Below are 25,826 nucleotides of genomic sequence, written 5' to 3'. Positions count from 1 at the left end.
GATCGATGGCACCCGCGTCGTGCCCCCTCGCCACTTGTTCCGCCGCACGGGAGGACCCACCCCCTCTTGACCTGGACAGCAGCCCTGCCCGGTACCGCTGTGCGCGTTCTGCGCACAGCGGCCGGACGGCGTGCGCTGCACCTGGCGCTGCTGGTGGGCGGTCTGTTCGCGCTCGGCCTCCTCACCGGGGAGCAGGCACAGGCGGCGGAGGGGACACCCTCGGCGACCTCGGCCCTGTCCGGGCCGTCGGCCGGGAACGCGGTGCGCGGAGTCGTCGACGGAGTGGTCACCGCTCCCGTCGAGCACGCCGCTCCCGTCGAGCACGCCGATGACGCCGCTCCCGTCGTGCACGCCGTGCACGTCGATCAGCGTGTGGTGACTCCCGTGACCCGGCACGTCGTCCGAACCGTCGCCCACCGCGTCGTACGCCCGGTCGGGCACCTGGTCGGGACGGTGGCCCAGGACATCGACCAGGCCGAGACGAAGCTTCCGTCGCTGCCCGCGTCGCCCGCGTTGCCGGTGCCCGCCCTGCCCGACGTCCCCGGACTGTCCGACCTGCCGGACCGGTTGCTGCCGGCGCCGGTCACCGCGGCACCCGGGACCGAGTGGCCCGGCGCACCGCGGGCGTCGGCCACGCAAGGCACCCCGGGCGCGAAGGCCCGTACGGCGCGACCCGCGACGACGACCGGAACGTACGGACCGGACCTCGCCCGCACCGCTTTCGCCCCCGCACCGCGACCGGTGGCACACACCGACGGGCGGGGCGCCGCGCACTCCGCCGACGCCCCGACCTACCCCGCGCCCACCGGTGGCCTGGACGGCGCGCCGGGCAAGGCGGCGGTGGACGGCGGGGGTTCGCGGCACGGTGACGTGTATGCCGTCACGCTGAACTGCCGGGCGCCGCTGCGGCTCGTGCCCGGTGCCGCCGCGTGCGTCGACGCGGCCGGGACCCGCGACAGGTACCGGGACATCCCCGTCTTCCCCGGCTAGGGACCCACGGCCTCCTCCCCGCCACAGACCTGTCGAGCGGGGGCGGAACAGGTCTGCCCGACCGTCCGGGCCCCCCGAACCCCTGGTTCCCCCGGTTCGAATCCCCGGACGGCCAAGTCCCCAGTCGCGCTTCCGACGCCCTGGCAGCCCACACGGCTCCGGCGTCGCGGAATCCGAAGGATCTGACGCACGCATGAACAAGAACATCCGCCGCTCCATCGTCATAGCCGCCGGTGTCACCGGCGCGTGGGCGCTCGGCTCGGCCGCGGCCAACGCCGACGAACTGCCCGCCTCGTCCCTGTCCGTGACGGACCCGACCGCGGACACGACCGCGACCGTCCCGGACACGGCCGCCGACGCCACCGGTACGGGCACGGTCGGTTCGGTCACCGGCACGGTCGACGGTCTCGTGACCGAGGTGCGGGACACCGTCTCCGGCATCACCGGCGACGCGACCGCGACCGTCTCGGACACCGCCCACCGGGCCACGTCCGCCGCCTCCGACACCCCGGGCACGACGGCCAAGGCCCACCGGACGGCCGGCGCCGCCACCGGCACCGCCGACCGCGCCCGCCGCTCCGCCGACGCCGAGGTCCCGGCCGCCGCGCGGACGCAGGTCCGGGGCGCCCAGGCCATCAAGGGCGCCCACGCGGCCCGCGCCGCGCACGCGGGTGTCACCCATCTGACCTACCGGGCCACCGCCAAGGCGACCGGCACCGTCTCCGACGCGACCACCCCGCAGGGCGAGATCGACTACCTCTTCGGCCCGCTCTCCGCCTTCGCCCCCGAAGTGGAGGAGGCCCTGGCCGCCGCCCAGACCAAGCTCCAGTCCACCCAGGCGTCCGCCCGCTCCCGCGCCCAGGGCGTCGACGGCGCCGTCCGGACGACCGCCCGGCAGACGGTCGTCGGCGCGGGCCGCACCGCCGTCGGCGCGCAGGCCGCGACGGACACCGCCCGGGCCGGGGCCGGGCACGTGACGGCCGCCGCCGAGGCCTCCGTCGCCTCCGTCCCCGGCCACATCACCGGCACCGCCGACGGAGTCCGGCAGCGGGCCGTCGGCACCGTGGCGGCCGTTCCCGGCACCGTCACCCCGGTGGTCGACGAGACGGCCGCCGCGGCCGTCCCGCCGGTGGCCACGGCCGCCGTGCACGGAGCGGTGCCGGTCGTCGGCCGGACGGCGGCGGGCGTGGCGCCCGTCGCCCAGCACGCGGTGGCCGGTGTCGCGCCCACCGCGACCGACGCGGTGGACGGCGTCACGGCCGTCGCCGGCCGCGCGGTCACCGGCGTGCGGGGCGTCGCCACGGGCGCCGTCTTTGACGTCCAGCCGGTCGCGGGCGGCGTCGTCGCCGACGTGCCGCCCTACGCCACCGGGCTGGCCGGGCAGGTCGCGCACGACGCCACGGGGGCCGTTCTGCCGCCCGTCGCCGGTGCCGCCGTGCACGGGGTCGTGCCGGTCGCCGGGCAGGCCGTGGCGGACGCGGGCACGCTCGCGTACGGCGTGGGCGGGGACGCGCGGCCCTTCGCGGGCGGTGTCTTCGGTGCCGTACCGCCGCTCGCGCACGGTGTGACCGGGCAGGCGGGGGCCTTCGCGCAGGGCGTGGCGGGCGAGGTGCCGCCGTTCGCCGACGGGGTCACCGGTGCGGTCCGGCCGGTCGTGGACACGGCCGTGCGGACCGTGCGTCCGGTGGCCGACGGAGCCACCGGCCTGGCGTACGGCGTGACGGGTGACGTCGCCCCGTTCGCGGGCGGTGTGGCCGGCGAGGCCGCCCCGTTCGCCCAGGGCGTCGCAGGGCAGGCCGCGCCCTTCGCGCGGGACCTGACCGGGACCGTCCGCGCCACCGCCGCCCCGCTCGCCGGGCACGCGGTCACCGGCGTGGCCGGCGTCGCCGAGGCGGTGACCCCGGACCACGTCCGGGACGCGACGTCCGCGCACAGCCCGCACGCGTACGGCCCGCACACGTACACCGCGCACGACGGGCAGACCTACCGCGTCTGAGCCGCCCGTCGCGACGACTCCGTGGGGCGGCGGACACCGGACGGCCGAATGCCGTCGGACCGTCCGGCCGACACCCCACGGTCCGGGTGAGCTGGTCCCCATTGGGGTGGGGATCAGCCGCCCCGGCCCCGTTCGGGGCCAAACCAGAGGCCTCACCGGGTCAACCCCAGCCCGGTGAGGCCTCGCCTTCGCGGCACGCCGTGCCAGGGAACCCGGCATCATGTGACAGGTATCACCGCTCAGGTGTGACCCTCGATTTAGGGACCCCCGGCAAGCGGCGATAACCTGCGAGACGGACATGCCGCGCGCTCGGACACCGTGTGCGCTTCCCTTGTGACACAGCGGACGTCACGTTGCCCTTCGCGGCACGCCCACGCATCCAACGAACCGCGAGATCACTGATAGGGACGGAAGCGCGTGGACCTGTTCGAGTACCAGGCGAGGGACCTCTTCGCCAAGCACGATGTACCGGTGCTGGCCGGTGAAGTCATCGATACGCCTGAGGCGGCGCGCGCGATCACCGAGCGGCTGGGCGGCAAGTCTGTCGTCAAGGCGCAGGTGAAGGTCGGTGGTCGCGGTAAGGCCGGTGGCGTCAAGCTGGCCGCCTCCGCGGACGAGGCCGTCGCCCGGGCGACGGACATTCTCGGCATGGACATCAAGGGCCACACGGTCCACAAGGTCATGATCGCCGAGACCGCCCCGGAGATCGTCGAGGAGTACTACGTCTCCTTCCTCCTCGACCGTGCCAACCGGACCTTCCTCTCCATCGCCTCCGTCGAGGGCGGCATGGAGATTGAGGAGGTGGCGGCCACCCGTCCGGACGCCGTCGCCCAGACGCCGATCAACCCCATCGACGGTGTCGACGAGGCCAAGGCCCGCGAGATCGTCGCGGCGGCCAAGTTCCCGGCCGAGGTCGCCGACCAGGTCGCGAACGTCCTCGTCAAGCTGTGGGACACGTTCATCAAGTCGGACGCCCTCCTCGTCGAGGTCAACCCGCTGGCGAAGGTCGCCTCCGGCGAGGTCCTCGCCCTGGACGGCAAGGTGTCGCTCGACGACAACGCCGAGTTCCGCCACGACTGGGACGAGCTGCACGACAAGGCAGCGGCCAACCCGCTGGAGGCCGCCGCCAAGGAGAAGGGCCTCAACTACGTCAAGCTGGAGGGCGAGGTCGGCATCATCGGCAACGGCGCCGGTCTCGTCATGAGCACCCTGGACGTCGTCGCGTACGCCGGTGAGAACCACGGCAACGTCAAGCCCGCCAACTTCCTGGACATCGGCGGTGGCGCCTCCGCCCAGGTCATGGCGAACGGCCTGGAGATCATCCTCGGCGACCCGGACGTCAAGTCCGTGTTCGTCAACGTCTTCGGTGGCATCACCGCCTGCGACGAGGTCGCCAACGGCATCGTGCAGGCCCTGAAGCTCCTGGAGGACCGCGGCGAGGAAGTCACCAAGCCGCTCGTCGTCCGTCTCGACGGCAACAACGCCGAGCTCGGCCGCAAGATCCTCACCGACGCCGCCCACCCGCTGGTGCAGCGCGTCGACACCATGGACGGCGCGGCCGACAAGGCCGCTGAGCTGGCCCACGCCGCCAAGTAAGCACTCAGGACGAGGACACAACACACCATGGCTATCTGGCTCAACAAGGACAGCAAGGTCATCGTCCAGGGCATGACCGGCGCCACGGGCATGAAGCACACCAAGCTCATGCTCGGTGACGGCACCAACGTCGTGGGCGGCGTGAACCCGCGCAAGGCCGGTCAGAAGGTCGACTTCGACGGCACCGAGGTACCGGTCTTCGGTACCGTCAAGGAGGCCATCGAGGCCACCGGCGCCAACGTCTCCGTCATCTTCGTGCCGGAGAAGTTCACCAAGGACGCGGTCGTCGAGGCCATCGACGCCGAGATCCCGCTGGCCGTCGTGATCACCGAGGGCATCGCCGTGCACGACACGGCCGCCGCCTGGGCGTACGCCGGCAAGAAGGGCAACAAGACCCGCGTCATCGGCCCGAACTGCCCCGGCATCATCACCCCGGGCCAGTCGAACGTCGGCATCATCCCGGGCGACATCACGAAGCCGGGCCGCATCGGCCTGGTCTCGAAGTCCGGCACGCTGACGTACCAGATGATGTACGAGCTCCGTGACATCGGCTTCTCCACGGCCGTCGGCATCGGTGGCGACCCGATCATCGGCACCACGCACATCGACGCCCTGGCCGCCTTCCAGGACGACCCCGACACCGACCTGATCGTCATGATCGGCGAGATCGGCGGCGACGCCGAGGAGCGGGCCGCGGCCTTCATCAAGGAGAACGTGACCAAGCCGGTCGTCGGCTACGTCGCGGGCTTCACTGCCCCCGAGGGCAAGACCATGGGCCACGCGGGTGCCATCGTCTCCGGTTCGTCGGGCACCGCTCAGGCGAAGAAGGAGGCCCTGGAGGCCGCGGGCGTCAAGGTCGGCAAGACGCCGACCGAGACGGCCAAGCTGGCCCGGGAGATCCTGCACGGCTGACGCCGGATCAGGCACGCAAGGGCCCGCACCCTCACGGGGGGTGCGGGCCCTTCCGCATGGCCGGGGCGGCTCACCGGATGTCCGGCATCAGCCTCTCCGGGCCATGGCCCGCCTCCTTCCGCAGCTTCGCGCGCAGGTCCAGCTCCGCGTGCGACAGCGGACCGAGGGCGGCCTTCGGGGGCACCCCCCGCACCGCCTGCGGCGGCGCGAGCGGGGGCTCGTAACGGGTGGGCGCGGTGCGCAGGGTCAGGGCCGTCGAGCCGATGATGGCGACCGTGAAGGCGATGGCGGCCCGCGTCCAGAAGCGGGTCCTGCGCTCCCCGCAGGTGCGGACCGTGGTCGGTTTCGTGGCATGCGGACGCTCCGTGGAGGCCAGTTCGGCGAGCCGCCGGTGGAGCGCGGCCGGGTCGGCGAGCTCGGGCACGCGGGCGGCCACCGCGGCGCGCGCGTGGGTCAGGCGGCTGGCCGCCGCCGGAGTGCTCGCCTCGGTCTCCGCGGCCGTCTCCGGCAGGCCGAGGCCGACACCGTCGTACAGCACGAGGGTGCGGCGGTAGGACGGCGGGAGTTTCAGGAGCGCGTTCAGCAGCGCGCGGTCGGCGGTGTCGGCGGGGGGTGGGTCGGGCTCCGGGTTGCGCAGGCGGAAGCGGTGCCAGGGGGAGAGCGCGTAGTCGTACGCCGTCGCCCGCACCCAGCCCGCAGGATCGCGGTCCCGGGCCACCTCCGGCCAGTGCTGCCAGGCCTGTTGGAAGGCGCGCTCCACGGCCTCGCGCGCCAGCTCGCGCCGCCCGGTGAGCAGATACGTCTGCCGCACGAGGGCGGGGGCGCAGAACGCGTACAGGGCGTCGAAGGCTTGAGCGGGCGTCAGTTCCCCCTGTGTGGCCTCGTTGCTCTGTTTCACAGGGCACCCCTTTGGACGAAAAAGAACATAAACATATATTGAGCGACACATCGGGGGTTTGCCTGTTACGCCGGGAAAGCGCGTGTCGTTGGGAGCATGGCCGTCGTGATCCCGATGACCGCTCGCCGACCGTCGGCGGCCCCCTTGCTCAACCGGATGCGCGACCGCTCGCCAGGACTGGGCGCCAGCCTCGTGAGCGGCGCACTCGCCGCCGGGCTCGGGCTCGGCTCGTTCGCCGTCCTCGTGATGGTGATGTGGATCAGCTCGCCGTATCCCGACAGCGGGCCGGGCAACGCGCTGCACGTCGCCGGTGCGCTGTGGCTGCTGGCGCACGGGGTGGAGCTGATGCGCACCGACACGCTCTCCGGCGTCCCCGCGCCCCTCGGCATCACCCCGCTGCTGCTCCTCGCGGTGCCGGTCGTGCTGCTGTACCGGTCGGCGCGGGACGCGGTGGACGCGCCCGTCGACGCCGACGGTCCGCCACCGATCGGCGCGTGGACGGCGTGGGCGGGCGTCGTCCTCGGCTACCTCGCCGTCGGCGCCGGTGTCACGCTCTACACCTCCGGCGGTGAACTGCGGCCCGACTGGACCTGGGTGGCGGTGTGTCTCCCGCTCCTCGCCGCCGGGGCGGCCGGGGCCGGGGTGTGGACGGCGTACGGCCGCCCGCGCGAGCCGCTGTCCGGAGTGTCGGCGCTGCTGCCCAGGAGGCTGCGCCGGCCGCACCCCGGGACGGACGGCCGGACACGTCTCGGTACGGCCGTGCGGGCGGCCGGTGCCGGGGCGGCGGTGCTCTGCGGGGGCGGGGCCCTGCTGCTGGGGGTGTCGCTGGTGGGACACGGCGGGGCGGCGCGCGCCTCGTTGCTCCAGCTGACGGAGGGCTGGACGGGGCGGGTCGCCGTGCTGCTGCTGTGCGCGACCCTGGTGCCGAACGCGGCCGTGTGGTCGGCGTCCTACGCCCTCGGGCCCGGCTTCGTGCTCGGCGCCGGGCATCTGGTGTACCCGCTCGGCTCGGATCCCGCACCGCTGCTGCCGCCGTTCCCGCTGCTGGCGGCGGTGCCGGACGCGGGCAGCGGCGGTCCGCTGAACTGGGAGGCCGGGGTGGTGCCGGTGGCCGCCGGGATGACGGTCGCCTGGCTGACGGCGGGCGGGGGACGGTCGAGCTGGACGGCGCGGCGCACCGCCGGAGTGGTCGTGCTGGCGGCGGCGGTGTGCGCGGTCCTGCTCGCGGTGCTCGCCGAGCTGGCGGGCGGCCCGCTCGGGGTGGCCACGCTCGCGCGCTTGGGACCCGTGTGGTGGTGGACGGGCGCCGCGACGGGGGTCTGGATCGCCGTGGTGGGCGTACCGGTGGCCCTGCTGGTGCGGGCATGGCGGCTGCGCGGGCGGAGACGGAAGGTGGCCCCGGGGGTCCGGAAGCCCGGGACGGACGTGCCCGCGCCGTCGACGGGGAGCCGCTCGACCGGCGACCGGTCCGGGGGCACGGAAGCGGCCCCCACGCCCGCGCCGGCATCGGCGGCGGCCTACGTGGCGTACGGCTCCGACGAGGCCCTCGACGCGTACGACGTCCTTCCCGCCGACGAACCGGCCGGGTTCCCCTGGCACGACGAGGTCGCACGCGAGGCGCGCTGGGCGGCCCTCAGGGAGGCCTCGATCCCGCCGGAACCGCTGGATGCCCCGGATGCCCCGGACTCGCCGCGACCCGCGGACGCTCAGGAACCCCTGGACGGTCCGGCACTCGCGGACGGTCCGGCACTCCCGGACTTCCCGGAGTTCCCGGAGCTCCCGGACTTCTCGGCACTCCCGGATTTCCTGGAACCCCCGAACACTCCGACGCCCCCCACGGAGCTGTGATGCCCGCGCCTCCGCCTCCGCCTCCGCCCCCGCCGTGCGCCGTCGGCCGTCGCTCAGCCGTTGACGCCCAGCACGCCCCGCAGCTCCTGCGGCAGCAGCTGCTTGCAGGACTGCTTCGCCTGGTTGGTCAGGGCGTCGTTCACGCACGTGTAGTAGTCGCGGTAGACCAGCTGGGCCGTGAAGGTCGCGGCGACCAGGGCCAGGGCCAGGCACGCGGTGACGATGCCGCTGACGGCCGCCGTGGTCTGCGGGCGCCCGGTCCGCTCGGCGGCGGCGGGGGTGTCGGGGTCGGGCGTGCGGGGCTTGGCGCGCAGCGCGCTGACGCCCCAGTAGACGGCCAGGGCGCCGAGCAGCAGCGCCACGTACGGCCAGCTGAAGAGGGCGAAGAAGAAGGCCCACATGCCGCTCAGCAGCGCGTAGCGGGCGCGGCGCTGGACCGGGTCCGTGGGGTCCCAGCGCATACCGGGGCCGGGGCCGCCGCCCTGTCCCTCCGGGCCGCCGGGGCCGCCGGGGCCGCCGCCGGGACGCTCGCCGAAGCCGCCGGAGGAGCGGCCCGGCTGGCGGTCGCTCCACTGATTGCCCCAGGGGGAGTGGTTCTCGCCCGAAGGACCGTGACCTGAGGGGCCCGGGGAACCGGACGGACCCGAGGAGCTGTCCCGACCGCCCGCCGGGCGCCGGGGCTGCCACGGCTGGTCCGGCGTGCCCTCCGGGGGCGGCGCGAACGGGTTGTCGTCCTGCGGCGCTCCGGCCTGCTCCTCGCCGCCCTGCCGGCCCGAGGGAGCGTCCGGCGGCGAGGCCGGCCGCTCCCGGAGCAGCAGGCCGCCGCGCTCCCCTCCCTGCACCGACTGCGGGGGGAACGTGAGAAGTCGCAGGCTGCGGTCCGGCATCAAGTGAGCGTCTTCCCCTAGGTGAATACGGCTGGTACGACCTGTCTGGCGTGAGCTGTCAATGGATGAACGCGCCGCACGGCGACCGCGTTCCCGAGCCCGCTCCCTCCCAGACGCTACCTTCCGGCCACGCCCCCGTCCCGTGGGGGCCGCTCGGAGTGCCGGTATCGTTGCTGACGGTCGACCGCTTCGTAGACTTCCCCGTATCCCGGGGCGCGAAGCCCTCGTACGAATGTACAAGAGCTGTACGAGACCGGCCGCCGTACAACGCTCCCCCGAGAAAGGGCCCCACTGTGGCCGCCAAGCCCGTGGCCAAGCGCCTCGTCGTGCTGGTCTCCGGATCAGGCACCAATCTGCAGGCGCTGCTCGACGAGATCGCCCGCGCCGGAGCCGAGGCATACGGCGCCGAGATCGTCGCCGTCGGTGCCGACCGCGAGGGCATCGAGGGGCTCGCGCGGGCCGAGCGCGCCGGGCTGCCGACCTTCGTGCGGAAGGTCAAGGACTACGGGACACGCGAGGAGTGGGACCTCGCCCTCACCGAGGCCGTCTCCTCCTACGAGCCCGACCTCGTCGTGTCCGCCGGGTTCATGAAGATCGTGGGGAAGGAGTTCCTCGCGCGGTTCGGCGGGCGGCTCGTCAACACGCATCCCGCCCTCCTCCCCAGTTTTCCCGGGACCCACGGCGCACGGGACGCGCTCGCGTACGGCGTCAAGGTCACCGGCTGCACCGTCCACTTCGTCGACGACGGCGTCGACACCGGGCCGATCATCGCTCAGGGCGTGGTGGAGGTCCGGGACGAGGACGACGAGGGCGCTCTGCACGAGCGCATCAAGGAAGTCGAGCGAAGGCTGCTCGTCGAGGTCGTGGGGCGGATCGCCCGCAACGGCTATCGCATTGAGGGACGAAAGGTAGTTATCCAGTGACCGCCACCGCCGAGAGCAACAAGCGGCCCATCCGGCGCGCGCTCGTCAGCGTCTACGACAAGACCGGGCTCGAAGAGCTCGCCCGCGGGCTGCACGAGGCCGGTGTCGAACTCGTCTCCACCGGCTCCACCGCCTCCCGCATCGCCGCCGCCGGCGTCCCCGTCACCAAGGTCGAGGAGCTCACCGGCTTCCCCGAGTGCCTGGACGGCCGGGTCAAGACCCTGCACCCGAAGGTGCACGCGGGCATCCTCGCCGACCTGCGCCTGGAGGACCACCAGCGGCAGCTGGCCGAGCTCGGTGTCGAGCCGTTCGACCTCGTCGTGGTCAACCTCTACCCGTTCCGCGAGACCGTCGCCTCCGGCGCCTCCCCCGACGAGTGCGTCGAGCAGATCGACATCGGCGGGCCGTCGATGGTCCGCGCCGCCGCCAAGAACCACCCGTCCGTGGCCGTCGTCACCAGCCCCGCCCGGTACGCCGACGTCCTCGCCGCGGTCAAGGACGGCGGCTTCGACCTGGCCACCCGCAAGCGGCTCGCCGCCGAGGCATTCCAGCACACGGCGTCGTACGACGTGGCGGTCGCCTCCTGGTTCGCCTCCTCGTACGCACCCGTCGACGAGTCGCCGTTCCCCGACTTCCTCGGTGCCACCTGGGAGCGCGAGAACACCCTGCGCTACGGCGAGAACCCGCACCAGCCCGCCGCGCTCTACGTCGACGGCAGTGGCACCGGCCTCGCCCAGGCCGAGCAGCTGCACGGCAAGGAGATGTCGTACAACAACTACACGGACACGGACGCCGCGCGCCGTGCCGCGTACGACCACGACGAGCCGTGCGTCGCGATCATCAAGCACGCCAACCCCTGCGGCATCGCGGTCGGCGCGGACGTCGCCGAGGCGCACCGCAAGGCCCACGCCTGCGACCCGCTGTCCGCGTTCGGCGGCGTGATCGCGGTCAACCGCCCGGTGTCGAAGGAGATGGCCGAGCAGGTCGCCGAGATCTTCACCGAGGTCATCGTCGCGCCCGACTACGAGGAGGGGGCCGTGGAGGCCCTCGCCAAGAAGAAGAACATCCGGGTCCTCAAGGCCTCCGGCGCCCCCGCCAACCCGGTCGAGGTCAAGGCCGTCGACGGCGGCGTGCTGCTCCAGGAGACCGACCGGCTGCAGGCCGACGGCGACGACCCGGCCCACTGGACGCTGGCGACCGGCGAGGCGCTGTCCCCCGCGGAGCTGGCCGAGCTCGCCTTCGCCTGGAAGGCCTGCCGGGCCGTGAAGTCCAACGCCATCCTGCTCGCCAAGGACGGCGCCTCGGTCGGCGTCGGCATGGGCCAGGTCAACCGGGTCGACTCCGCGAAGCTGGCCGTCGAGCGGGCCGGCGCCGAGCGCGCCCAGGGCTCGTACGCCGCCTCCGACGCGTTCTTCCCCTTCCCGGACGGGCTGGAGATCCTGACCGCGGCCGGCGTCAAGGCCGTCGTCCAGCCGGGCGGCTCGGTCCGCGACGAACTGGTAGTGGAGGCCGCGAAGAAGGCGGGCGTCACGATGTACTTCACGGGCACGCGGCACTTCTTCCACTGATCACCGGCAGCTGATCACCGGCAACTGATCACAGGCAACGCATCAGGGCCGTGTCCCCCCTTCACCGGGGTGGGACACGGCCCTGAGTGCGTGCGGCGGTCGATCCGGCTCAGTACCGCGGACGGTTGAACCAGGCCGAGGCCGCGCTGTTGACCATCGAGGCGAGGATGATGCCGGCGATGGCCAGGGAGATCAGGCCACCGAAGGTGGCGGAGCCGTTGGCGCCGTTCACGATGTTGCCGATGCCGCCGAGGATCATCAGCGACGCGTAGACGATCGTGGTGACGCGGATACCGCTGCCGCCGGTCTTGAACTTGACGCCCAGGAAGATCGAGAGGGCGCCCATGGCCAGCAGCAGACCCGCGATCAGGAAGCCCAGACCGGCCAGGCTGTCCGTGCTGTCGCCCGAGCCGACACCGTTGGAGACGTCCTGCGCGGCACCGACGGCGACGCCGGCGAGGAGACCGAACAGGATCTGGAAGCCGGCGAGCACGAACAGGAGCACGCGCGAGGTCTTCATCAGGCCCGGCATCTCCATCGGCATGCCGTAGCCGTACTGCTGGACCGGCGGGGCGGCGGGGTAGCCGTAGCCGGGCTGCTGCGGGGGAGGGGCGGCGGGGTAGCCGTAACCGGGCTGGCCCTGCGGCGGCTGAGGCGGGTAACCGGGCTGTTGGCCCTGGGGCGGGCCGTACGGGTTGTTCGGGTCGCCAAAACTCATGGCGGTCTTTCCTCCGTCGCTGAAGTGCGGGGACGACGCGCGGCACTGTTCGGAGGAGAGTTCTACAGATGCGGTCCGTCCCCCCGGTACTGCCCGCGGCACTGTGTGCTCATCGTTCTTTAGCCGACTATTACTTGTCCAGCCGCATTCGCTATGTGTTGTGCAAGTGCAACATCGTTGATCAAGAGGTGCTCATGAGGCGCTCATGAGGCGCTCATGATCGGGACCCGGATTGGAACCAGGCCCCCGTCATCCGCGAGGATGGGGGCATGACCGCCCAGATTCTCGATGGCAAGGCCACCGCAGCCGCGATCAAGTCCGATCTGACCGCCCGCGTGGCGGCGCTGAAGGAGAAGGGCGTCACGCCCGGCCTCGGCACGATCCTGGTCGGGGACGACCCCGGCAGCCAGAAGTACGTGGCCGGCAAGCACCGCGACTGCGCGGAGGTCGGCATCGCCTCCATCCAGCGCGAGCTGCCGGGCACGGCGACGCAGGAGGAGATCGAGGCGGTCGTCCGCGAGCTGAACGAGGACCCGGCCTGCACCGGTTACATCGTCCAGCTGCCGCTGCCCAAGGGCATCGACGAGAACCGCATCCTCGAACTGATGGACCCGGACAAGGACGCCGACGGCCTGCACCCGATGAACCTCGGGCGGCTGGTCCTGAACGAGCCGGCCCCGCTGCCCTGCACCCCCAACGGCGTGCTCACCCTGCTGCGCCGCTACGGCGTCGAGATCAAGGGCGCCGAGGTCGTGGTCGTCGGCCGCGGCGTGACCATCGGCCGTCCGATGCCGCTGCTGCTGACGCGGCGCAGCGAGAACGCCACCGTGACCCAGTGCCACACCGGCACCCGCGATCTGTCCGCCCACCTCAAGCGGGCCGACATCATCATCGCGGCCGCCGGTTCCGCGCACCTGATCCGGCCCGAGGACGTCAAGCCGGGCGCGGCCGTCCTCGACGTCGGCGTCTCGCGCAACGCCGAGGGCAAGATCGTCGGCGATGTCCACCCCGGTGTCGCCGAGGTGGCCGGCTGGATCTCCCCGAACCCGGGCGGCGTGGGTCCGATGACCCGCGCGCAGCTGCTCGTCAACGTGGTCGAGGCGGCGGAGCGCAGTGCCGGCTGAGGACAAGCGGAAGTCGGAGGGAACCGTCCGCGAGCAGAAGGCGGAGGCGGCGGCCCGCGAGGAACGGACGGAGCCGACCGCCCGCGAGGAACGGACGGAGCCGAGCGTGCGCGAGCAGAAGGCGGAGTCGACCGTCCGTGAGGAGCGGGCCGCGGGGACCGTCCGCGAGGAGCCGGCGGAGCCGACCGTGCGTGACGCGATCAGCGCGCCCGATGCCGAGGGACACCCGCGGCGCACCACGCGCCGATTCCCGCTGTTCACCCGTGACACCGCGCGGCCCGAGGGCGGCGGCCGGGCCGCCTCCGGCGCCGCCCCGGCGCCCGCGCGGCAGTGGCCGATGCTGCTCGTGCTGTCCGTGGTCGGCATCGGCCTGCTGCTGACCGCGTTCGACATGTTCCGGTTCGGGATGCTGGTGGTCGGCTCGGCGCTGCTCGCCGGCGCCGTCCTGCGCTGGGTGCTGCCCGGCGTCGGCATGCTCGCCGTGCGCTCCCGCTTCACCGACATCGTCACGTACGGCGTCCTGGGCCTGGCGATCGTCCTGCTGGCCCTGATGGCTCAGCCGAAGCCGTGGCTGGAGATCCCGTTCCTGAAGGACACCCTGCACTTCACGCTGGACAACAACTAGGGCCCGCCGGGCCGGACATGTCCGGCTCGGCGTCCGGCACACGGCGGCGGCCCGCCCTCTCCCCCGAGCGGGGACGGACCGCCGCCGCGATCCACACTCCTGCACCGGCGACAGCCCGTTCAACTCCTGTCAGCGCGCTGTGGCACGGAGGTGACCGTTCCGGTACGGGGTCCACGCCCTGTCACCGACCCGGGAACCGATCGGCCGTCCGGCATCGTCACCTGCTCAGAGCCGGCAACGCGAGGCAGGACGCGGGGCAAGAGCCGTGGAGGTGCACGATGGGCGGCTGGCAGCCGCTGCCGCAGGAACTCCCGTCGGAGGTACGGAACTTCGTCGAGCAGCTGCGGACCCTCAAGGACCGCACCGGCCTCAGCCTGGTCGCACTGGGCGCGCGCACCGCGTACAGCAAGTCCTCCTGGCAGCGCTATCTCAACGCCGTCCAGCCGCCGCCCCGGCAGGCCGTCGTCGCCCTGTGCCGGGTCGCCGGCCTGGAGGACGCGGACGCCGAACGGCACGCCGTCCGCTGGGAACTGGCCGTCCAGGCCTGGCCCCGCCCCGCGACGCCGCCCGAAGGGACCGAACGGCCCGACGGCGACGAGGGGTACGAGGACGACCCCACCCTGCCGTGGTGGGACCGGCCCGAGGAGCGGTCCCCGTCCCGTCCGACCGGCCGATTACTGCTCTACGCGGTCCTGCTGCTGCTCGTCCTGCTCCTCGTCGCGGTGGGCGGCGCTGTGGTCCTGGGGTGACCTGAACCCCCCTGTGACGTGCGAGGTCACGGATATGCAGCCCCTGTGCCGATGTGTTGACAGATTCGGGTACGGGCGCGGAGGGCTTCGCACAAACGGGCTAACGTGTCCAATCGGGACGGTCCGGTGGACCGAGGAGCGGTCGGCGTGCAACGGTGCATGCCCAATGGGCCCTTCTGCTCCCGTGCGCCCCCATCCCGGGAACTACGACCCTCGGGGAGCACATCCCTGTGGGTAGCCAGAACGGGGACTGGTACAGGGCCCAACGCGCGCGGCACACGGGGACAAGCGCGGGAACACAACAGCACCGACCGGGGGAAAAGAGGGGGGCGACAATGCCTCGTTGGAAAGCCTTGCCTGATGAACTCGATCCGCAGGTCAAGGAGTTCACGAGTCAGCTGCGGCGGCTCGTGGACCGCAGCGGTCTGGGCATCGCGGCGCTGGCCGACCGCACGGGCTACAGCAAGACGTCCTGGGAGCGTTACCTGGGCGGCCGGCTCCTCGCGCCCAAGGGCGCGATCGTCGCGCTCGCCGAGGTCACCGGCACCAATCCCATCCACCTCACGACCATGTGGGAGCTCGCCGAGCGCGCCTGGAGCCGTTCGGAGATGCGCCACGACATGACCATGGAAGCGATCCGGATCTCCCAGGCGCGCGCCGCGCTCGGGGACTTCGGCGGTTCCGCGGCGGGCCTCGGCGGGCCGGCGGCCGGCACCACCGGGACCACCGGCACCACCGGGACCACCGGGACCACCGGGACCACCGGGACCAAGTCGAGCCGCAAGGGCGGCAGTACGACCGCGACCCCCGGCATCGCCGGTCCCGCGGGCGTGTCGCCCACCATCCCGCCGCAGCCGACGGCACCCGACGCCGACGCCCGGGAGGAGGCGGCGCGCACGTCACAGGCGGGCGGCGGCAACGCGTCCCCGGCGGGCGGCGCCAACTCCTGGAAACTGGCCGGGTACGAGGGTCCGTCACAGGCGAGCCGCCGTGCCTCCGGCCCGGCGTCGTCGATGCCTTCGGCGTCCTCGGCGGCTCCCGCGGCGCCGTCCTCCGCGCCGGGGGCCGGCTGGACTCCGGGCGCGCCGGGCCCGTACGGCGAGCCTCCGCAGGGTCCGCGGCCGGGCGGCTCCGCCACCGGCGCGGGCGGGGGCGGGCGGCGGGTGACGATGTTCCTCGCGGGCGCCGTCGGCGTGCTCGTCGTCATCGCCGCCGTCTTCTTCCTCTTCCGCCCCGGCGACGGCAAGAAGCACGAGGGGGCGGCCAAGTCACCGTCCCCGTCCGCCACCGCCAACCCCGACCTGCCCCCCGGCGTCAAGTGCGCCGGCGCCGGCTGCACCGGCAAGGACGCGGAGAGCATGGGGTGCAGCGGCGACCTGGTGACCACCGCCAAGAGCGCCACCGTCGGCACGACCGTCCTCGAAGTCCGCTACAGCAAGACCTGCGGTGCGGCATGGGGGCGGATCACCGGGGCCGCGCAGGGCGACCGGGTCGAGGTCACCCTGGGCAAGGTCAAGCAGAAGGGCGACATCACCACCGCCGGCGACACCATCGCGTACACGCCGATGGTGTCCGTGAAGGACGCGGCCGAGGTGAAGGCGTGCGCGACGCTGGCCTCGGGACGGACGGGGTGCACGCAGTAGGGCGGCGGCACCCGGAAAAAGAAAAAGAAACCGCGGTGAGCAGGCATGGCCGCCGGAATCGTGGGCACGCGAACCGTACCCCCACGGGAGTCCGGAAAGTCGGTACCCCCGACCGGCGGCCGTTTCCGTTCCACCTCTCCCGGACGGGCGGCCGCCTTTTTTCGCCGCCCTGTGGGACGGGCCACACGAGCCCGGACGTCGGGGATCCCACGGGCGCGATAGCCTGACCGCTGGATCTCTCTTGACGCCAAGAGATCGATCATCCGTACCCGTGATCGATCATCGCAGCGGCACCGGTCACGAGCCGGGGCGCGGGATCCCGGACCCCCGGGGCAGGGACGCCCCACCGCCAGCTGTCATACGGAGAACGCCATGACCCGCACTCCCGTGAACGTCACCGTCACCGGCGCGGCCGGCCAGATCGGTTACGCCCTGCTCTTCCGCATCGCCTCCGGCCAGCTGCTCGGCGCGGACGTGCCGGTCAAGCTGCGCCTCCTGGAGATCACCCCGGCGCTGAAGGCCGCCGAGGGCACGGCCATGGAGCTGGACGACTGCGCGTTCCCGCTCCTGCAGGGCATCGACATCACGGACGACCCGAACGTGGCCTTCGACGGCGCCAACGTCGCCCTCCTCGTGGGCGCCCGCCCGCGCACCAAGGGCATGGAGCGCGGCGACCTGCTCTCCGCCAACGGCGGCATCTTCAAGCCGCAGGGCAAGGCCATCAACGACCACGCCGCGGACGACATCAAGGTCCTGGTCGTCGGCAACCCGGCCAACACCAACGCCCTGATCGCCCAGGCCGCCGCCCCGGACGTGCCGGCCGAGCGCTTCACCGCGATGACCCGCCTGGACCACAACCGCGCGCTGACCCAGCTCGCGAAGAAGACGGGCTCCACGGTCGCCGACATCAAGCGCCTGACCATCTGGGGCAACCACTCCGCCACCCAGTACCCCGACATCTTCCACGCCTCGGTCGCCGGCAAGAACGCCGCCGAGGTCGTGAACGACGAGAAGTGGCTGGCCGAGGAGTTCATCCCGACCGTCGCCAAGCGCGGTGCCGCGATCATCGAGGCCCGTGGCGCCTCGTCGGCCGCCTCCGCCGCCAACGCCGCCATCGACCACGTCCACACCTGGGTCAACGGCACCGCCGAGGGCGACTGGACCTCCATGGGCATCCCGTCGGACGGCTCCTACGGCGTCCCGGAGGGCCTGATCTCCTCCTTCCCCGTCACCACCAAGGACGGCGCGTACGAGATCGTCCAGGGCCTGGACATCAACGAGTTCTCCCGCACCCGCATCGAGGCGTCGGTGAAGGAGCTGGAGGAGGAGCGCGACGCGGTCCGCGCCCTCGGCCTCATCTGAGCGAAGCGGCAGCCGTCCGGCGGACGGTTTCCATGACGAACCCGCACGGGCCCCGTTCCGGTTTTCTGCCGGAACGGGGCCCGCGCCCGTTTTCACCGCTACCGTCAAGAGCGGTACTACGCGCGGTGATTCGGGGGGTTCGCGATGAGTGAATGGGACAGCACCGGTCAGGACGGGCACGACTCCGGGCCACGGCACGAGCCCGGCGAGGACAGAGGCCAGGCGTCCTGGTCCACCCAGGAGTCGACGCCGGCGCAGCCGTGGGCCGATCGCCGCGCGGACGATCCCCCGCGGCCCCGGGCGGACCGGCGCCACGACGCTCCCACGACGCCCCCGCCGTCGACGACGCCCACGACACCCGGGGCGGACCGGCGCGCCGGTGATCCGCCACCGCCGCGGTCCGACCGGCGCCATGACGCTCCCACGACGCCTCCGCCGCCCGCGCCGTCCGCGTCGCCCTGGGCGTCCGCCGAGACGTACGTGAGCGTGCCCGTGCCCCCGATCGACGGGGGGACTTCGGGGCCCACCCCGTTAGGGCAGCCGGGCTGGACGCCGCCTCCGCAGACCCCCTCGTACGGGGTGGGCACCGGGAGTACGGCGGGCCCGCGAGGGGCCGGGCGGGCGCTCGCGGTCATCGCCGTGCTGGTCGTCGCCGTGGGCACCGCGCTCGGGGTCTGGTACGTCGGCCGCGGCGACGACACCGGACCCGCGGCGCGAGGGTCGGCGGGCGGCGGTGCCGGCGTCTCGGCGAGCGGGTCGTCGGACGGCCCGTCGGCCTCGACGCTCGGCTCCTCGCCCCCGTCGGGCTACCGCGTCCGGCGGGACCCGGTCGGCTACACCCTCAACGTCCCCGACGGCTGGAAGCGCAGGCAGAAGCAGGGGGAGAAGGCCGAGGTGGTCTTCTACGACGCCCCGTCCGACGGCCGCCAGCTGCAGATCTTCGAGCTCTCGGAGTCGACTCCGGCCGAGTCCCTGGACCTGGCCGAGAACGCCGACTACGGCTACTCGCACCAGCCCGGCTACCAGTCTCTCGACCGCACCTCGGGCGACTCCTGGGCCGAGCTGTCGTACCGCTACGACGACCGGGACAAGGGCGCCCGCCAGGTCATCGACCACCGCTTCCAGGCGGCCGACGGCACCCTCTACGCGATCCGCTCCAGCGGTCCCGAGGACCTGCCGGCCACCCGGGTCCGCACCCCCCTCGACGCCGCGGTCGCCTCGTTCTGCCCCACGGGCGCCTCGTGCCGTTGACCGCGTCCCGAACCTAGCCGCGTCCCGACCCGGCCGAACCCGACAGGACCCGGTCGCGGCCGGAGGCGGCCGTGCGTGAGCGCGTCCGGCCGCCGTACTCGACGATCACGAGTGCCGTCGCGGCCAGCACCAGCAGGGCGACCGTGCGCAGGGCCGGGCCCATGCCGTCGGTGAGGTCGGAGTGGGCGGCCAGGATCGTGCCGGTGACGGCGACGCCCAGGGCCGCGCCGGTCTCGCGGGCCGTGGTGGCGAGCCCGGAGCCGAGGCCCGCCTGGTGGGGCGGCAGGGAACTGACGACGCCGAGGGTCAGGGCCGGCATGGACAGTCCGGTGCCGGCCGAGATGACGAGCAGCCAGACGACGTACATCCCGTAGGGCGTGCCCGCGTCGGCGGTGGACACGCCGAGCAGGCCGAGGCCGATCAGGGCGAGCCCGGCGCCGACCACCGGACGCGGGCGGTTCGCCCAGCGCGCGGCGAACCTCGGCACGAGCGCCATGCCGACCGTGACGGGCATGATCGCGACGCCGGTGACGGCGGGGCCGAAGCCCTTGACGCCTTGCAGGTACTGGGAGTTGACGAAGAAGAGCGAGAACAGGCCGAAGAAGCCGGTGGCCGTGCCGAGGGTGGCGGCGCGCAGCCGGGCGGAGGCGAAGACGCGCGGGTCGAACAGCGGCCGGGGCGAGCGCAGGGCGTGCACGGTGAAGAGCGTGACCAGCAGGGCGCCCGCCGCGAACGAGCCCAGGATGCGCGGGGAGCTCCAACCGTACGCCGGGCCCTCGATGATGCCGAAGAGGACGGCGACCAGGCCCGCCGTCAGCAGCAGCGTGCCGAGGGGGTCGAGGTTGCTGTGCGCGGAGCGTTCCGTGCGCGGGGTGGTGACCATGACCGCCACGGCGAGGAGCGCGGCCAGCGGCACCATCGCCGCGAACAGCACCCGCCAGGACAGGTACTGGCCGACCAGGCCGCCGCCCAGGTTGCCCAGCGCGCCGCCGACGCCGATCGCCAGCGTCCAGGAGGCCATGACGCGGGCGCGGTGCTCCGGGGCGGACAGGTGGACCAGGATCGACATCGTGGCGGGCGTGATCAGCGCGGCCCCGGCGCCGGACAGGCCCCGGCCCGCGATCAGTACGGCGGGACCGGGCGCGAGCGCGCTGGTGGCGGCGCCCGCCGCGAACAGGGCCAGCCCGGCGAGCAGGGCGGCCTTGCGGCCGTACCGGTCGCCGAGCGCGCCGGCCGGGATGAGCAGTCCGGCGAAGGCGATGACGTACGCGTCGACCGTCCACAGGATCTCGGTGTGCGAGGGGTGCAGGGACGACGAACCCAGTTCGGGGATCAGCAGGTTGATGGCGGCGACCATGCTCTGCGCGACCAGCACGCAGGCGCACAGGGCGAGGAGTGTCGAGCGTTTCAGGGCGTGCGAGGGCACGGCTCCTCCCGGGAGCTTGGTGGTGTGGTGTGGGGTGCCCTGTCACCGTAGGCTCGGCGTCGACCTGCTTTCCAGTGCAACCTTTGCAAGGGACGGTTGCGCGTGACGCAATCCAATGGGCCGTCGACCGGCCTCGATCTGAATCTGCTGGTCGCCCTGGACGTGCTCCTGGAGGAGCAGAGCGTCCAGGGCGCCGCCCGCCGCCTCCACCTGTCCGAACCGGCGATGAGCCGCACCCTCGGCCGGATCCGCAAGGCGCTCGGCGATCCGGTGCTGGTGCGTGCCGGGCGTCAGATGGTGCCCACCCCGCACGCGCTGGCCGTGCGCGCCGAGGTGAGCGCGGTGGTGGAGCGGGCCCGCGCCCTGTTCACGCCCGGCCGGGACACCGACCTGCGCACGGTCTCCCGGACCTTCACGATCATCGGCCCCGACGCGCTCGCCGCCGCGCACGCCGCGGCCCTCTACGCCCGCGCCGCCGATCAGGCCCCCGGCATCCGCATCCGCTTCCTGGCCGAGAGCCACGTCGACGCGCCGTATCTGCGCCAGGGCACCGCCGACCTGGAGGTCGGGGTGGTCGACACGACCGCGCCCGAGGTGCACGTGGAGCCCTTGGGCGAGGACCGGATGCTCGGCGCCGTACGGGCCGGACACCCGCTGCTCACCGGCGAGTTGACGCCGGAGCGGTTCGCCGTGGCGGCCGATCACCTGAACGTCTCGCGGCGCGGCAGGCTGCACGGACCGGTCGACGCCGCCCTCGCCGAACTCGGCCTGGAACGCCGGGTCGTGGGCACCGTCGGCACCTTCCCGGCCTCGCTCTTCGTGCTGCGCGACACCGACCTGATCGGCCTGATCAGCTCCTGGGCGCTGCCGCTGGCCGCCGCGCTGGGGCTGGCCACCTTCGAGGTGCCGCTCCGACTCCCCACGCTCCGGCTGGGGATGGCCTGGCACCCCCGCCACGACGCCGACCCGGCCCACGCCTGGCTGCGCTCCTGCGTACGGGACCTGGTGACCCGGCGGCCGACCGGCGGCACCGCCCCCTAGACGCCGTCCTCGTCCCGGTCGCCAGCGGCCAGTCGCTTCTCGAACCAGTGGCTGGCATGGATGTTGTCGTCGTAGCGGGGGATCTCGGTGTAGCCGCACGCCCGGTACATCGCCTGTGCCTCCGTGAGCACCGCGTGCGTGTCCAGTCGTACGACCTGGAGCCCCCGGGTCCGTGCCTCCCGCTCCAGCCCGTCGAGGAGCCGTCGGGCGAGGCCCAGCCGGCGCGCGTCCGCGTGCACCCACACGTGCCGGATCTCGCCCACGCCGTCCGCCAGTCGCCGCAGCGCCCCGCAGCCCACCGGCCGCCCCTCCTCGTACGCGACCAGGACGGCACCGGCGTCCCCGGACACCTCCTCGGGCCGCACCAGGTCGGTCGCCTCGAAGCCCTCCGGGAACCGCGCGTCGATGTCGGCGGCGTACGCGGCCAGGCAGGCCCGGGCGTCCACTGAGGCGCCGTCGACCAGTTCGACGGCGATGCCCGCGAGGCGCAGCAGGCGCCGGGTGGTGGCCATGGCCCCGGTCAGCTCGGCGCGCTGACCGGCGGTGAGGCCCGACAGCAGTCCGGCCGCCAGCGCCTCGGCGCGCCGGTTCTGCTCCTTGAGCTCGGTGCGTCCGGCCGGGGTCGGTTCGAGGATCCTGAGCCGGTTGTCGTGCGCCGGGACGCGGACGCGGACCAGGCCCTGCGCCTGAAGCGCCCGCGCCATCCGGCTGAGGTACCCGGCATCCAGGCCGAGCCGGCCGCGCAGGTCGCGCAGGGAGGCCCCGTCGCCGATCTCGAACAGCAGACGGGCCTCGCCGAGCGGGCGGTCCTGGCCGAGGTAGTGGTCGTCGAGGGCGCCGATGCGGCGTGTGAAGTAGCGGTTGAACCGGCGGAAGGCGGCGACGTGCTCCGTCGACACCGGCTCGGGGGCCTGCTCCGATTCCGTCTCCATGAATCTTTGACCTTAGTCAAAGAAGTCCGAGGGGTCCAGGTCCGAGTCCTCCTCCGCCGCGGCCAGGAGCCGCCGTCCCAGGTCACGGGCGGCCGCCCGCAGCTCCTCGGGCCGGACGATCCGGAACGGGACCCGGAGCTCGGCGAGCTGCCGGACGTACCAGTCGGGCTCGTCGGTGGTGGCCCGCAGCCGGGTGGTGTGCTCGTCGACCGGCTCGGGGCGGCCCAGGCTGCGCGGCAGCCACCGCGCGACCCGCTCGGCGGGCGCGTCGATCAGGACCTCGACCTCGTGCGTCCAGCCCTCGGAGAGGTGCTCCTCCACGGTGGCCAGCGGGTCGAGGTCCTCGGGCGGGGTGAAGGTCGCGTCGAGCGGTGCGACCCCGGTGATCCGGTCCACCCTGAGGACCCGCCGGGCGTCCCGGGTGTGCGACCAGCACAGCAGGTACCAGCGGCCGTGGTGGACGACGACGGCCCACGGGTCGACCTCCATCTCCCGTACGCCCTTCGCCCCGAGCCGGTAGCCGACGCGCAGCCGGCGGCCCTCGGCGCAGGACTGGACGAGGTCGGCCGTGGTGGCGGCGTCGGGTGTCGTGGCGTACGGGTCGCCGCCGCGCGTGCTGACCGCGCGGACGGCCGCGGCCGGGCGCGCCACCGGCTCCGGGAGCACCCGCAGGATCTTGCCGAGCGCGGCGCCCACCGGTCCCGCCGGGTCGGCCGCGTCGTGATGGCCGTCCAGGACCGCCATCACCAGCCCGAGGGCCTCCGCCGCCGTGAACGTCAGCGGCGGCAGCCGCAGCCCCCGGCCCACCCGGTAGCCGCCGTACGGACCGCGCGTCGACTCCACCGGGATCCCGGCCTCGCGCAGGATCCCCACGTACCGGCGCACGGCCCGCTCGGAGACGCCGAGCCGGCCGGACAGCCGCTCGGCGGTGATCCCGGGGCTGTTCTGCAGCAGCTCCAGGAGCAGCAGGGCGCGGGCGGTGGGGCTCTCGTCGTGCGTCATCGAAGTCCCCGTACATTCCGGCAGCCGATCGTCCGGAACGGACCGTAGCGTGCCCGTCATGAGCGAGCACCCCGGCATGACCGAGAGCACGGAATCCGTCCTGCGCGAGCCGCCCGTCGAGGGAAGCGAGATCGACACCCTGATCGGCTCCCTGGAACGGCAGCGCCGGACGTTCGCCTGGAAGTGCGAGGGCCTGGACGCGGCCGGCCTCGCCCACCGGATCCCGTCCTCCGCGCTCACCCTGGGCGGGCTGCTGAAGCATCTGGCGCTGGTGGAGGACGAGTACCTCACCCGACGGCTCACCGGGCGGACGCTGCCGCCGCCGTGGGACGCGGTGGACTGGGACGCCGAGCCCGACTGGGAGTGGCGCTCGGCCGCCTCCGACAGCCCCGAGCGGCTGTACGGCCTGTGGCACGAGGCCGTGGCCCGCTCCCGGGCCCAGGTGCGGCAGGCGGCCGCGCGGGCCGGGGCCGACTTCCGCGCGGCCTTCACCACCCGCGACGGCCGAAACCCCAGGCTGCGCCTGCTGCTGATCGACCTCATCGAGGAGTACGGCCGCCACACCGGCCACGCCGACCTGATCCGGGAGTCGATCGACGGCCGGGTGGGAGAGGACCCGCCGACCGACTTCTGAGACGGTTTTTGTCCCTCCATGTCCGAACTGTGTTCGAATCCTCAGTGACGCCGCGCACTTTCCCCCACCGATTGCGCATGCAATCCGAGGTCCGGGGCAGGCGGTGGCGGTCCCCGAGAGTGACACGTGTGTGACACAGGGGCACTGAACAGGAACGGAAGGCAATACCGATCATGGCGGACAGAGCGGAACGACAGGCCGGGGCGACCATTCACGCGGGAGGGGTGTGGCAGGAAGCGGTCTCCGGCGCGACGCGCGAGATCCTCGACCCCGCGGACGCCCGGCCGTTCGCCGTGGTCGCCGAGGGCGACGAGAAGGACGCGGAGCTCGCGGTGGCCGCCGCCCGCCGCGCCTTCGACGCCGGCGAGTGGCCGCGCACGCCCGTCGCCGCACGGGCCGCGCTGCTGCGCAAGGTGGCCGACCTGTTGGTGCGCGACCGCGAGGAACTCGGGCTGCTGGAGAGCCGGGACGCGGGCAAGACCCTCGAAGAGGGCCGCGTCGACATCGACTGCGTCGCCGACGCCTTCCGCTACTTCGCCGACCTCGTCGCCGCCGAGGCCCCGGGCCGGGTCGTCGACGCGGGCTCGGCCGACATCCACAGCGTGGTCGTCCACGAGCCGGTCGGCGTCTGCGCGCTGATCACCCCCTGGAACTACCCGCTCCTCCAGGCCAGTTGGAAGATCGCGCCCGCGCTCGCCGCCGGGAACACCTTCGTGATCAAGCCCAGCGAGATCACCCCGCTGACCACGATCGCCCTGATCGACCTGCTCGCCGAGGCCGGGCTGCCCGCCGGGGCCGCGAACCTCGTCACCGGGCCCGGCCACTCGGTCGGCGCCCGGCTCGCCGAGCACCCCGACGTCGACCTGGTCTCCTTCACCGGAGGCCTGGTCAGCGGCGTCAAGGTCGCCCAGGCCGCCGCCCCGAGCGTCAAGAAGGTCGCCCTCGAACTCGGCGGCAAGAACCCCAACGTCGTCTTCGCCGACGCCTGCGCCACCGACGAGGGCTTCGACACCGCCGTCGACCAGGCCCTCAACGCCGCCTTCATCCACAGCGGCCAGGTCTGCTCGGCGGGCGGCCGTCTCATCGTCGAGGAGTCCGTCCGGGACCGCTTCGTCGCCGAACTCGCCCGCCGGGCCCAGCGCATCCGCCTCGGCCGGGGCACCGAGCAGGGCGTGGAGTGCGGCCCGCTCGTCTCCGAGCAGCAGCGCGCCAAGGTCGAGGCGTACGTCGCCTCGGCCCTCGCCGAGGGCGCCGTGCTGCGCAGCGGCGGCAAGCGTCCCGAGCCGTCCGCCGAGCGGCCCGCCACCGGCTACTTCTACGAGCCGACCGTCCTCGACCACTGCCACCGGGAGATGAAGGTCGTCCGGGAGGAGGTCTTCGGGCCGGTCCTCACCGTCGAGACCTTCCGCACCGAGGACGAGGCGGTCTTCCTCGCCAACGACACGGAGTACGGCCTCGCCGGCGCCGTCTGGACCACCGACGCGGGCCGCGCCCGGCGCGTCGCGGGACGGCTGCGGCACGGCACCGTCTGGATCAACGACTTCCACCCCTACCTTCCGCAGGCGGAGTGGGGCGGCTTCGGCAAGAGCGGCGTCGGCCGCGAGCTGGGACCCACCGGGCTCGCCGAGTACCGCGAGACCAAGCACGTCTACCAGAACCTGGCGCCCAGGCCGGTGCGCTGGTTCGCGGGCTGAGACCGCC

Annotated in this window: 22 protein-coding genes; 16 read left to right on the top strand and 6 right to left on the bottom strand. The window is 73.3% G+C overall.

Going from position 1 to position 25,826, the window contains the following annotated elements:
* Positions 1–66: 66 nt before the first annotated feature.
* The 4 genes from IPZ69_RS26880 (at position 67) to sucD (ending at position 5,494) form a co-directional block, all read left to right on the top strand.
* Positions 67–990, top strand: coding sequence for a hypothetical protein (locus IPZ69_RS26880; protein WP_235457091.1), 924 nt, complete (start codon positions 67–69; stop codon positions 988–990).
* Positions 991–1,183: 193 nt separating this feature from the next.
* Positions 1,184–2,986, top strand: coding sequence for a hypothetical protein (locus IPZ69_RS26875; RefSeq protein WP_235457090.1), 1,803 nt, complete (start codon positions 1,184–1,186; stop codon positions 2,984–2,986).
* A gap of 417 nt (positions 2,987–3,403) precedes the next feature.
* A complete protein-coding gene (gene sucC / locus IPZ69_RS26870) occupies positions 3,404–4,582 on the top strand; it encodes an ADP-forming succinate--CoA ligase subunit beta (RefSeq protein ID WP_235457089.1) in 1,179 nt (392 codons plus the stop codon).
* A 27-nt stretch (positions 4,583–4,609) separates the two neighbouring features.
* Positions 4,610–5,494 carry a succinate--CoA ligase subunit alpha gene (gene sucD / locus IPZ69_RS26865; protein ID WP_235457088.1) on the top strand — a complete coding sequence of 295 codons (885 nt, stop codon included), beginning with the start codon at positions 4,610–4,612 and terminating at the stop codon, positions 5,492–5,494.
* 70 nt (positions 5,495–5,564) lie between these two features.
* On the opposite strand, the gene IPZ69_RS26860 is transcribed toward sucD, so the two are convergent.
* Positions 5,565–6,443: a sigma factor-like helix-turn-helix DNA-binding protein gene (locus IPZ69_RS26860; RefSeq protein ID WP_235457087.1), complete on the bottom strand. Its 879-nt coding sequence runs from the start codon at positions 6,441–6,443 to the stop codon at positions 5,565–5,567.
* Positions 6,444–6,488: 45 nt separating this feature from the next.
* Here IPZ69_RS26860 and IPZ69_RS26855 point away from each other — a divergent pair, with 45 nt between their 5' ends.
* The gene (locus tag IPZ69_RS26855; protein ID WP_235457086.1) at positions 6,489–8,240 is read left to right on the top strand and encodes a cell division protein PerM; all 1,752 of its coding nucleotides are present in this window, start codon (positions 6,489–6,491) and stop codon (positions 8,238–8,240) included.
* A gap of 53 nt (positions 8,241–8,293) precedes the next feature.
* Here the strand turns inward: IPZ69_RS26855 and IPZ69_RS26850 are convergent, their stop codons facing one another.
* Positions 8,294–9,127, bottom strand: a complete 834-nt coding sequence (locus tag IPZ69_RS26850; protein WP_235457084.1) for a hypothetical protein — start codon at positions 9,125–9,127, stop codon at positions 8,294–8,296.
* A 293-nt stretch (positions 9,128–9,420) separates the two neighbouring features.
* On the opposite strand from IPZ69_RS26850, the gene purN reads away from it, so the two are divergent.
* Complete coding sequence (purN, locus tag IPZ69_RS26845) at positions 9,421–10,050, top strand: phosphoribosylglycinamide formyltransferase (protein WP_235457083.1); 630 nt, start codon at positions 9,421–9,423, stop codon at positions 10,048–10,050.
* Positions 10,047–11,618 carry a bifunctional phosphoribosylaminoimidazolecarboxamide formyltransferase/IMP cyclohydrolase gene (gene purH / locus IPZ69_RS26840; protein ID WP_235457082.1) on the top strand — a complete coding sequence of 524 codons (1,572 nt, stop codon included), beginning with the start codon at positions 10,047–10,049 and terminating at the stop codon, positions 11,616–11,618. Before purN ends, purH begins: the two co-directional genes overlap by 4 nt.
* Before the next feature lie 109 nt (positions 11,619–11,727).
* Here purH and IPZ69_RS26835 read toward each other — a convergent pair whose 3' ends face one another.
* Positions 11,728–12,336, bottom strand: a complete 609-nt coding sequence (locus IPZ69_RS26835) for a hypothetical protein (RefSeq protein WP_235457081.1) — start codon at positions 12,334–12,336, stop codon at positions 11,728–11,730.
* A 269-nt stretch (positions 12,337–12,605) separates the two neighbouring features.
* On the opposite strand from IPZ69_RS26835, the gene IPZ69_RS26830 reads away from it, so the two are divergent.
* The 6 genes from IPZ69_RS26830 to IPZ69_RS26805 all read left to right on the top strand — a co-directional run bounded on the left by IPZ69_RS26830 (position 12,606) and on the right by IPZ69_RS26805 (position 19,090).
* Positions 12,606–13,460, top strand: coding sequence for a bifunctional methylenetetrahydrofolate dehydrogenase/methenyltetrahydrofolate cyclohydrolase (locus tag IPZ69_RS26830; protein WP_235457080.1), 855 nt, complete (start codon positions 12,606–12,608; stop codon positions 13,458–13,460).
* A gap of 187 nt (positions 13,461–13,647) precedes the next feature.
* Entirely contained in the window at positions 13,648–14,085 is a 438-nt protein-coding gene (locus tag IPZ69_RS26825) for a DUF3017 domain-containing protein (protein WP_308407546.1), read from the top strand.
* 278 nt (positions 14,086–14,363) lie between these two features.
* Positions 14,364–14,834, top strand: coding sequence for a helix-turn-helix domain-containing protein (locus IPZ69_RS26820; RefSeq protein ID WP_235457078.1), 471 nt, complete (start codon positions 14,364–14,366; stop codon positions 14,832–14,834).
* Positions 14,835–15,187: 353 nt separating this feature from the next.
* Positions 15,188–16,477: a helix-turn-helix domain-containing protein gene (locus IPZ69_RS26815; protein WP_235457077.1), complete on the top strand. Its 1,290-nt coding sequence runs from the start codon at positions 15,188–15,190 to the stop codon at positions 16,475–16,477.
* A gap of 372 nt (positions 16,478–16,849) precedes the next feature.
* Entirely contained in the window at positions 16,850–17,839 is a 990-nt protein-coding gene (locus IPZ69_RS26810) for a malate dehydrogenase (RefSeq protein WP_235457076.1), read from the top strand.
* 144 nt (positions 17,840–17,983) lie between these two features.
* Entirely contained in the window at positions 17,984–19,090 is a 1,107-nt protein-coding gene (locus IPZ69_RS26805; protein WP_235457075.1) for a hypothetical protein, read from the top strand.
* 13 nt (positions 19,091–19,103) lie between these two features.
* Here the strand turns inward: IPZ69_RS26805 and IPZ69_RS26800 are convergent, their stop codons facing one another.
* The gene (locus IPZ69_RS26800; protein WP_235457074.1) at positions 19,104–20,516 is read right to left on the bottom strand and encodes an MFS transporter; all 1,413 of its coding nucleotides are present in this window, start codon (positions 20,514–20,516) and stop codon (positions 19,104–19,106) included.
* A gap of 96 nt (positions 20,517–20,612) precedes the next feature.
* On the opposite strand from IPZ69_RS26800, the gene IPZ69_RS26795 reads away from it, so the two are divergent.
* Positions 20,613–21,557 carry a LysR family transcriptional regulator gene (locus IPZ69_RS26795; RefSeq protein WP_235457073.1) on the top strand — a complete coding sequence of 315 codons (945 nt, stop codon included), beginning with the start codon at positions 20,613–20,615 and terminating at the stop codon, positions 21,555–21,557.
* Here IPZ69_RS26795 and IPZ69_RS26790 read toward each other — a convergent pair.
* Positions 21,554–22,489, bottom strand: coding sequence for a bifunctional helix-turn-helix transcriptional regulator/GNAT family N-acetyltransferase (locus IPZ69_RS26790; RefSeq protein WP_235457072.1), 936 nt, complete (start codon positions 22,487–22,489; stop codon positions 21,554–21,556). The genes IPZ69_RS26795 and IPZ69_RS26790 overlap by 4 nt on opposite strands.
* 12 nt (positions 22,490–22,501) lie before the next feature.
* Complete coding sequence (locus tag IPZ69_RS26785) at positions 22,502–23,491, bottom strand: helix-turn-helix transcriptional regulator (protein WP_235457071.1); 990 nt, start codon at positions 23,489–23,491, stop codon at positions 22,502–22,504.
* Positions 23,492–23,549: 58 nt separating this feature from the next.
* Here IPZ69_RS26785 and IPZ69_RS26780 point away from each other — a divergent pair, with 58 nt between their 5' ends.
* Together IPZ69_RS26780 and IPZ69_RS26775 are read left to right on the top strand one after the other, a co-directional pair.
* Positions 23,550–24,125, top strand: coding sequence for a mycothiol transferase (locus IPZ69_RS26780; protein ID WP_235457070.1), 576 nt, complete (start codon positions 23,550–23,552; stop codon positions 24,123–24,125).
* Between the two features lie 173 nt (positions 24,126–24,298).
* Positions 24,299–25,819, top strand: a complete 1,521-nt coding sequence (locus IPZ69_RS26775; protein WP_235457069.1) for an aldehyde dehydrogenase family protein — start codon at positions 24,299–24,301, stop codon at positions 25,817–25,819.
* The last annotated feature ends 7 nt before the right edge of the window (positions 25,820–25,826 follow it).

It is taken from the genome of Streptomyces olivochromogenes, from assembly GCF_021538895.1.
GTDB classification, from domain to species: Bacteria; Actinomycetota; Actinomycetes; order Streptomycetales; family Streptomycetaceae; genus Streptomyces; species Streptomyces olivochromogenes_A.
The sequence above is the reverse complement of the archived record's forward strand: the minus strand, read 5'-3'. Positions and strand labels throughout refer to the sequence as shown.

Excerpts from the sequence above, each read along its gene's own strand:
- IPZ69_RS26875 (WP_235457090.1), top strand. The coding sequence starts at position 1,184 with ATGAACAAGAACATCCGCCGCTCCATCGTCATAGCCGCCGGTGTCACC.
- sucD (WP_235457088.1), top strand. The coding sequence starts at position 4,610 with ATGGCTATCTGGCTCAACAAGGACAGCAAGGTCATCGTCCAGGGCATG.
- IPZ69_RS26860 (WP_235457087.1), bottom strand. The coding sequence starts at position 6,443 with ATGTGTCGCTCAATATATGTTTATGTTCTTTTTCGTCCAAAGGGGTGC.
- IPZ69_RS26855 (WP_235457086.1), top strand. The coding sequence starts at position 6,489 with ATGGCCGTCGTGATCCCGATGACCGCTCGCCGACCGTCGGCGGCCCCC.
- IPZ69_RS26850 (WP_235457084.1), bottom strand. The coding sequence starts at position 9,127 with ATGCCGGACCGCAGCCTGCGACTTCTCACGTTCCCCCCGCAGTCGGTG.
- IPZ69_RS26835 (WP_235457081.1), bottom strand. The coding sequence starts at position 12,336 with ATGAGTTTTGGCGACCCGAACAACCCGTACGGCCCGCCCCAGGGCCAA.
- IPZ69_RS26830 (WP_235457080.1), top strand. The coding sequence starts at position 12,606 with ATGACCGCCCAGATTCTCGATGGCAAGGCCACCGCAGCCGCGATCAAG.
- IPZ69_RS26820 (WP_235457078.1), top strand. The coding sequence starts at position 14,364 with ATGGGCGGCTGGCAGCCGCTGCCGCAGGAACTCCCGTCGGAGGTACGG.
- IPZ69_RS26810 (WP_235457076.1), top strand. The coding sequence starts at position 16,850 with ATGACCCGCACTCCCGTGAACGTCACCGTCACCGGCGCGGCCGGCCAG.
- IPZ69_RS26805 (WP_235457075.1), top strand. The coding sequence starts at position 17,984 with ATGAGTGAATGGGACAGCACCGGTCAGGACGGGCACGACTCCGGGCCA.
- IPZ69_RS26790 (WP_235457072.1), bottom strand. The coding sequence starts at position 22,489 with ATGGAGACGGAATCGGAGCAGGCCCCCGAGCCGGTGTCGACGGAGCAC.
- IPZ69_RS26785 (WP_235457071.1), bottom strand. The coding sequence starts at position 23,491 with ATGACGCACGACGAGAGCCCCACCGCCCGCGCCCTGCTGCTCCTGGAG.
- IPZ69_RS26780 (WP_235457070.1), top strand. The coding sequence starts at position 23,550 with ATGAGCGAGCACCCCGGCATGACCGAGAGCACGGAATCCGTCCTGCGC.
- IPZ69_RS26775 (WP_235457069.1), top strand. The coding sequence starts at position 24,299 with ATGGCGGACAGAGCGGAACGACAGGCCGGGGCGACCATTCACGCGGGA.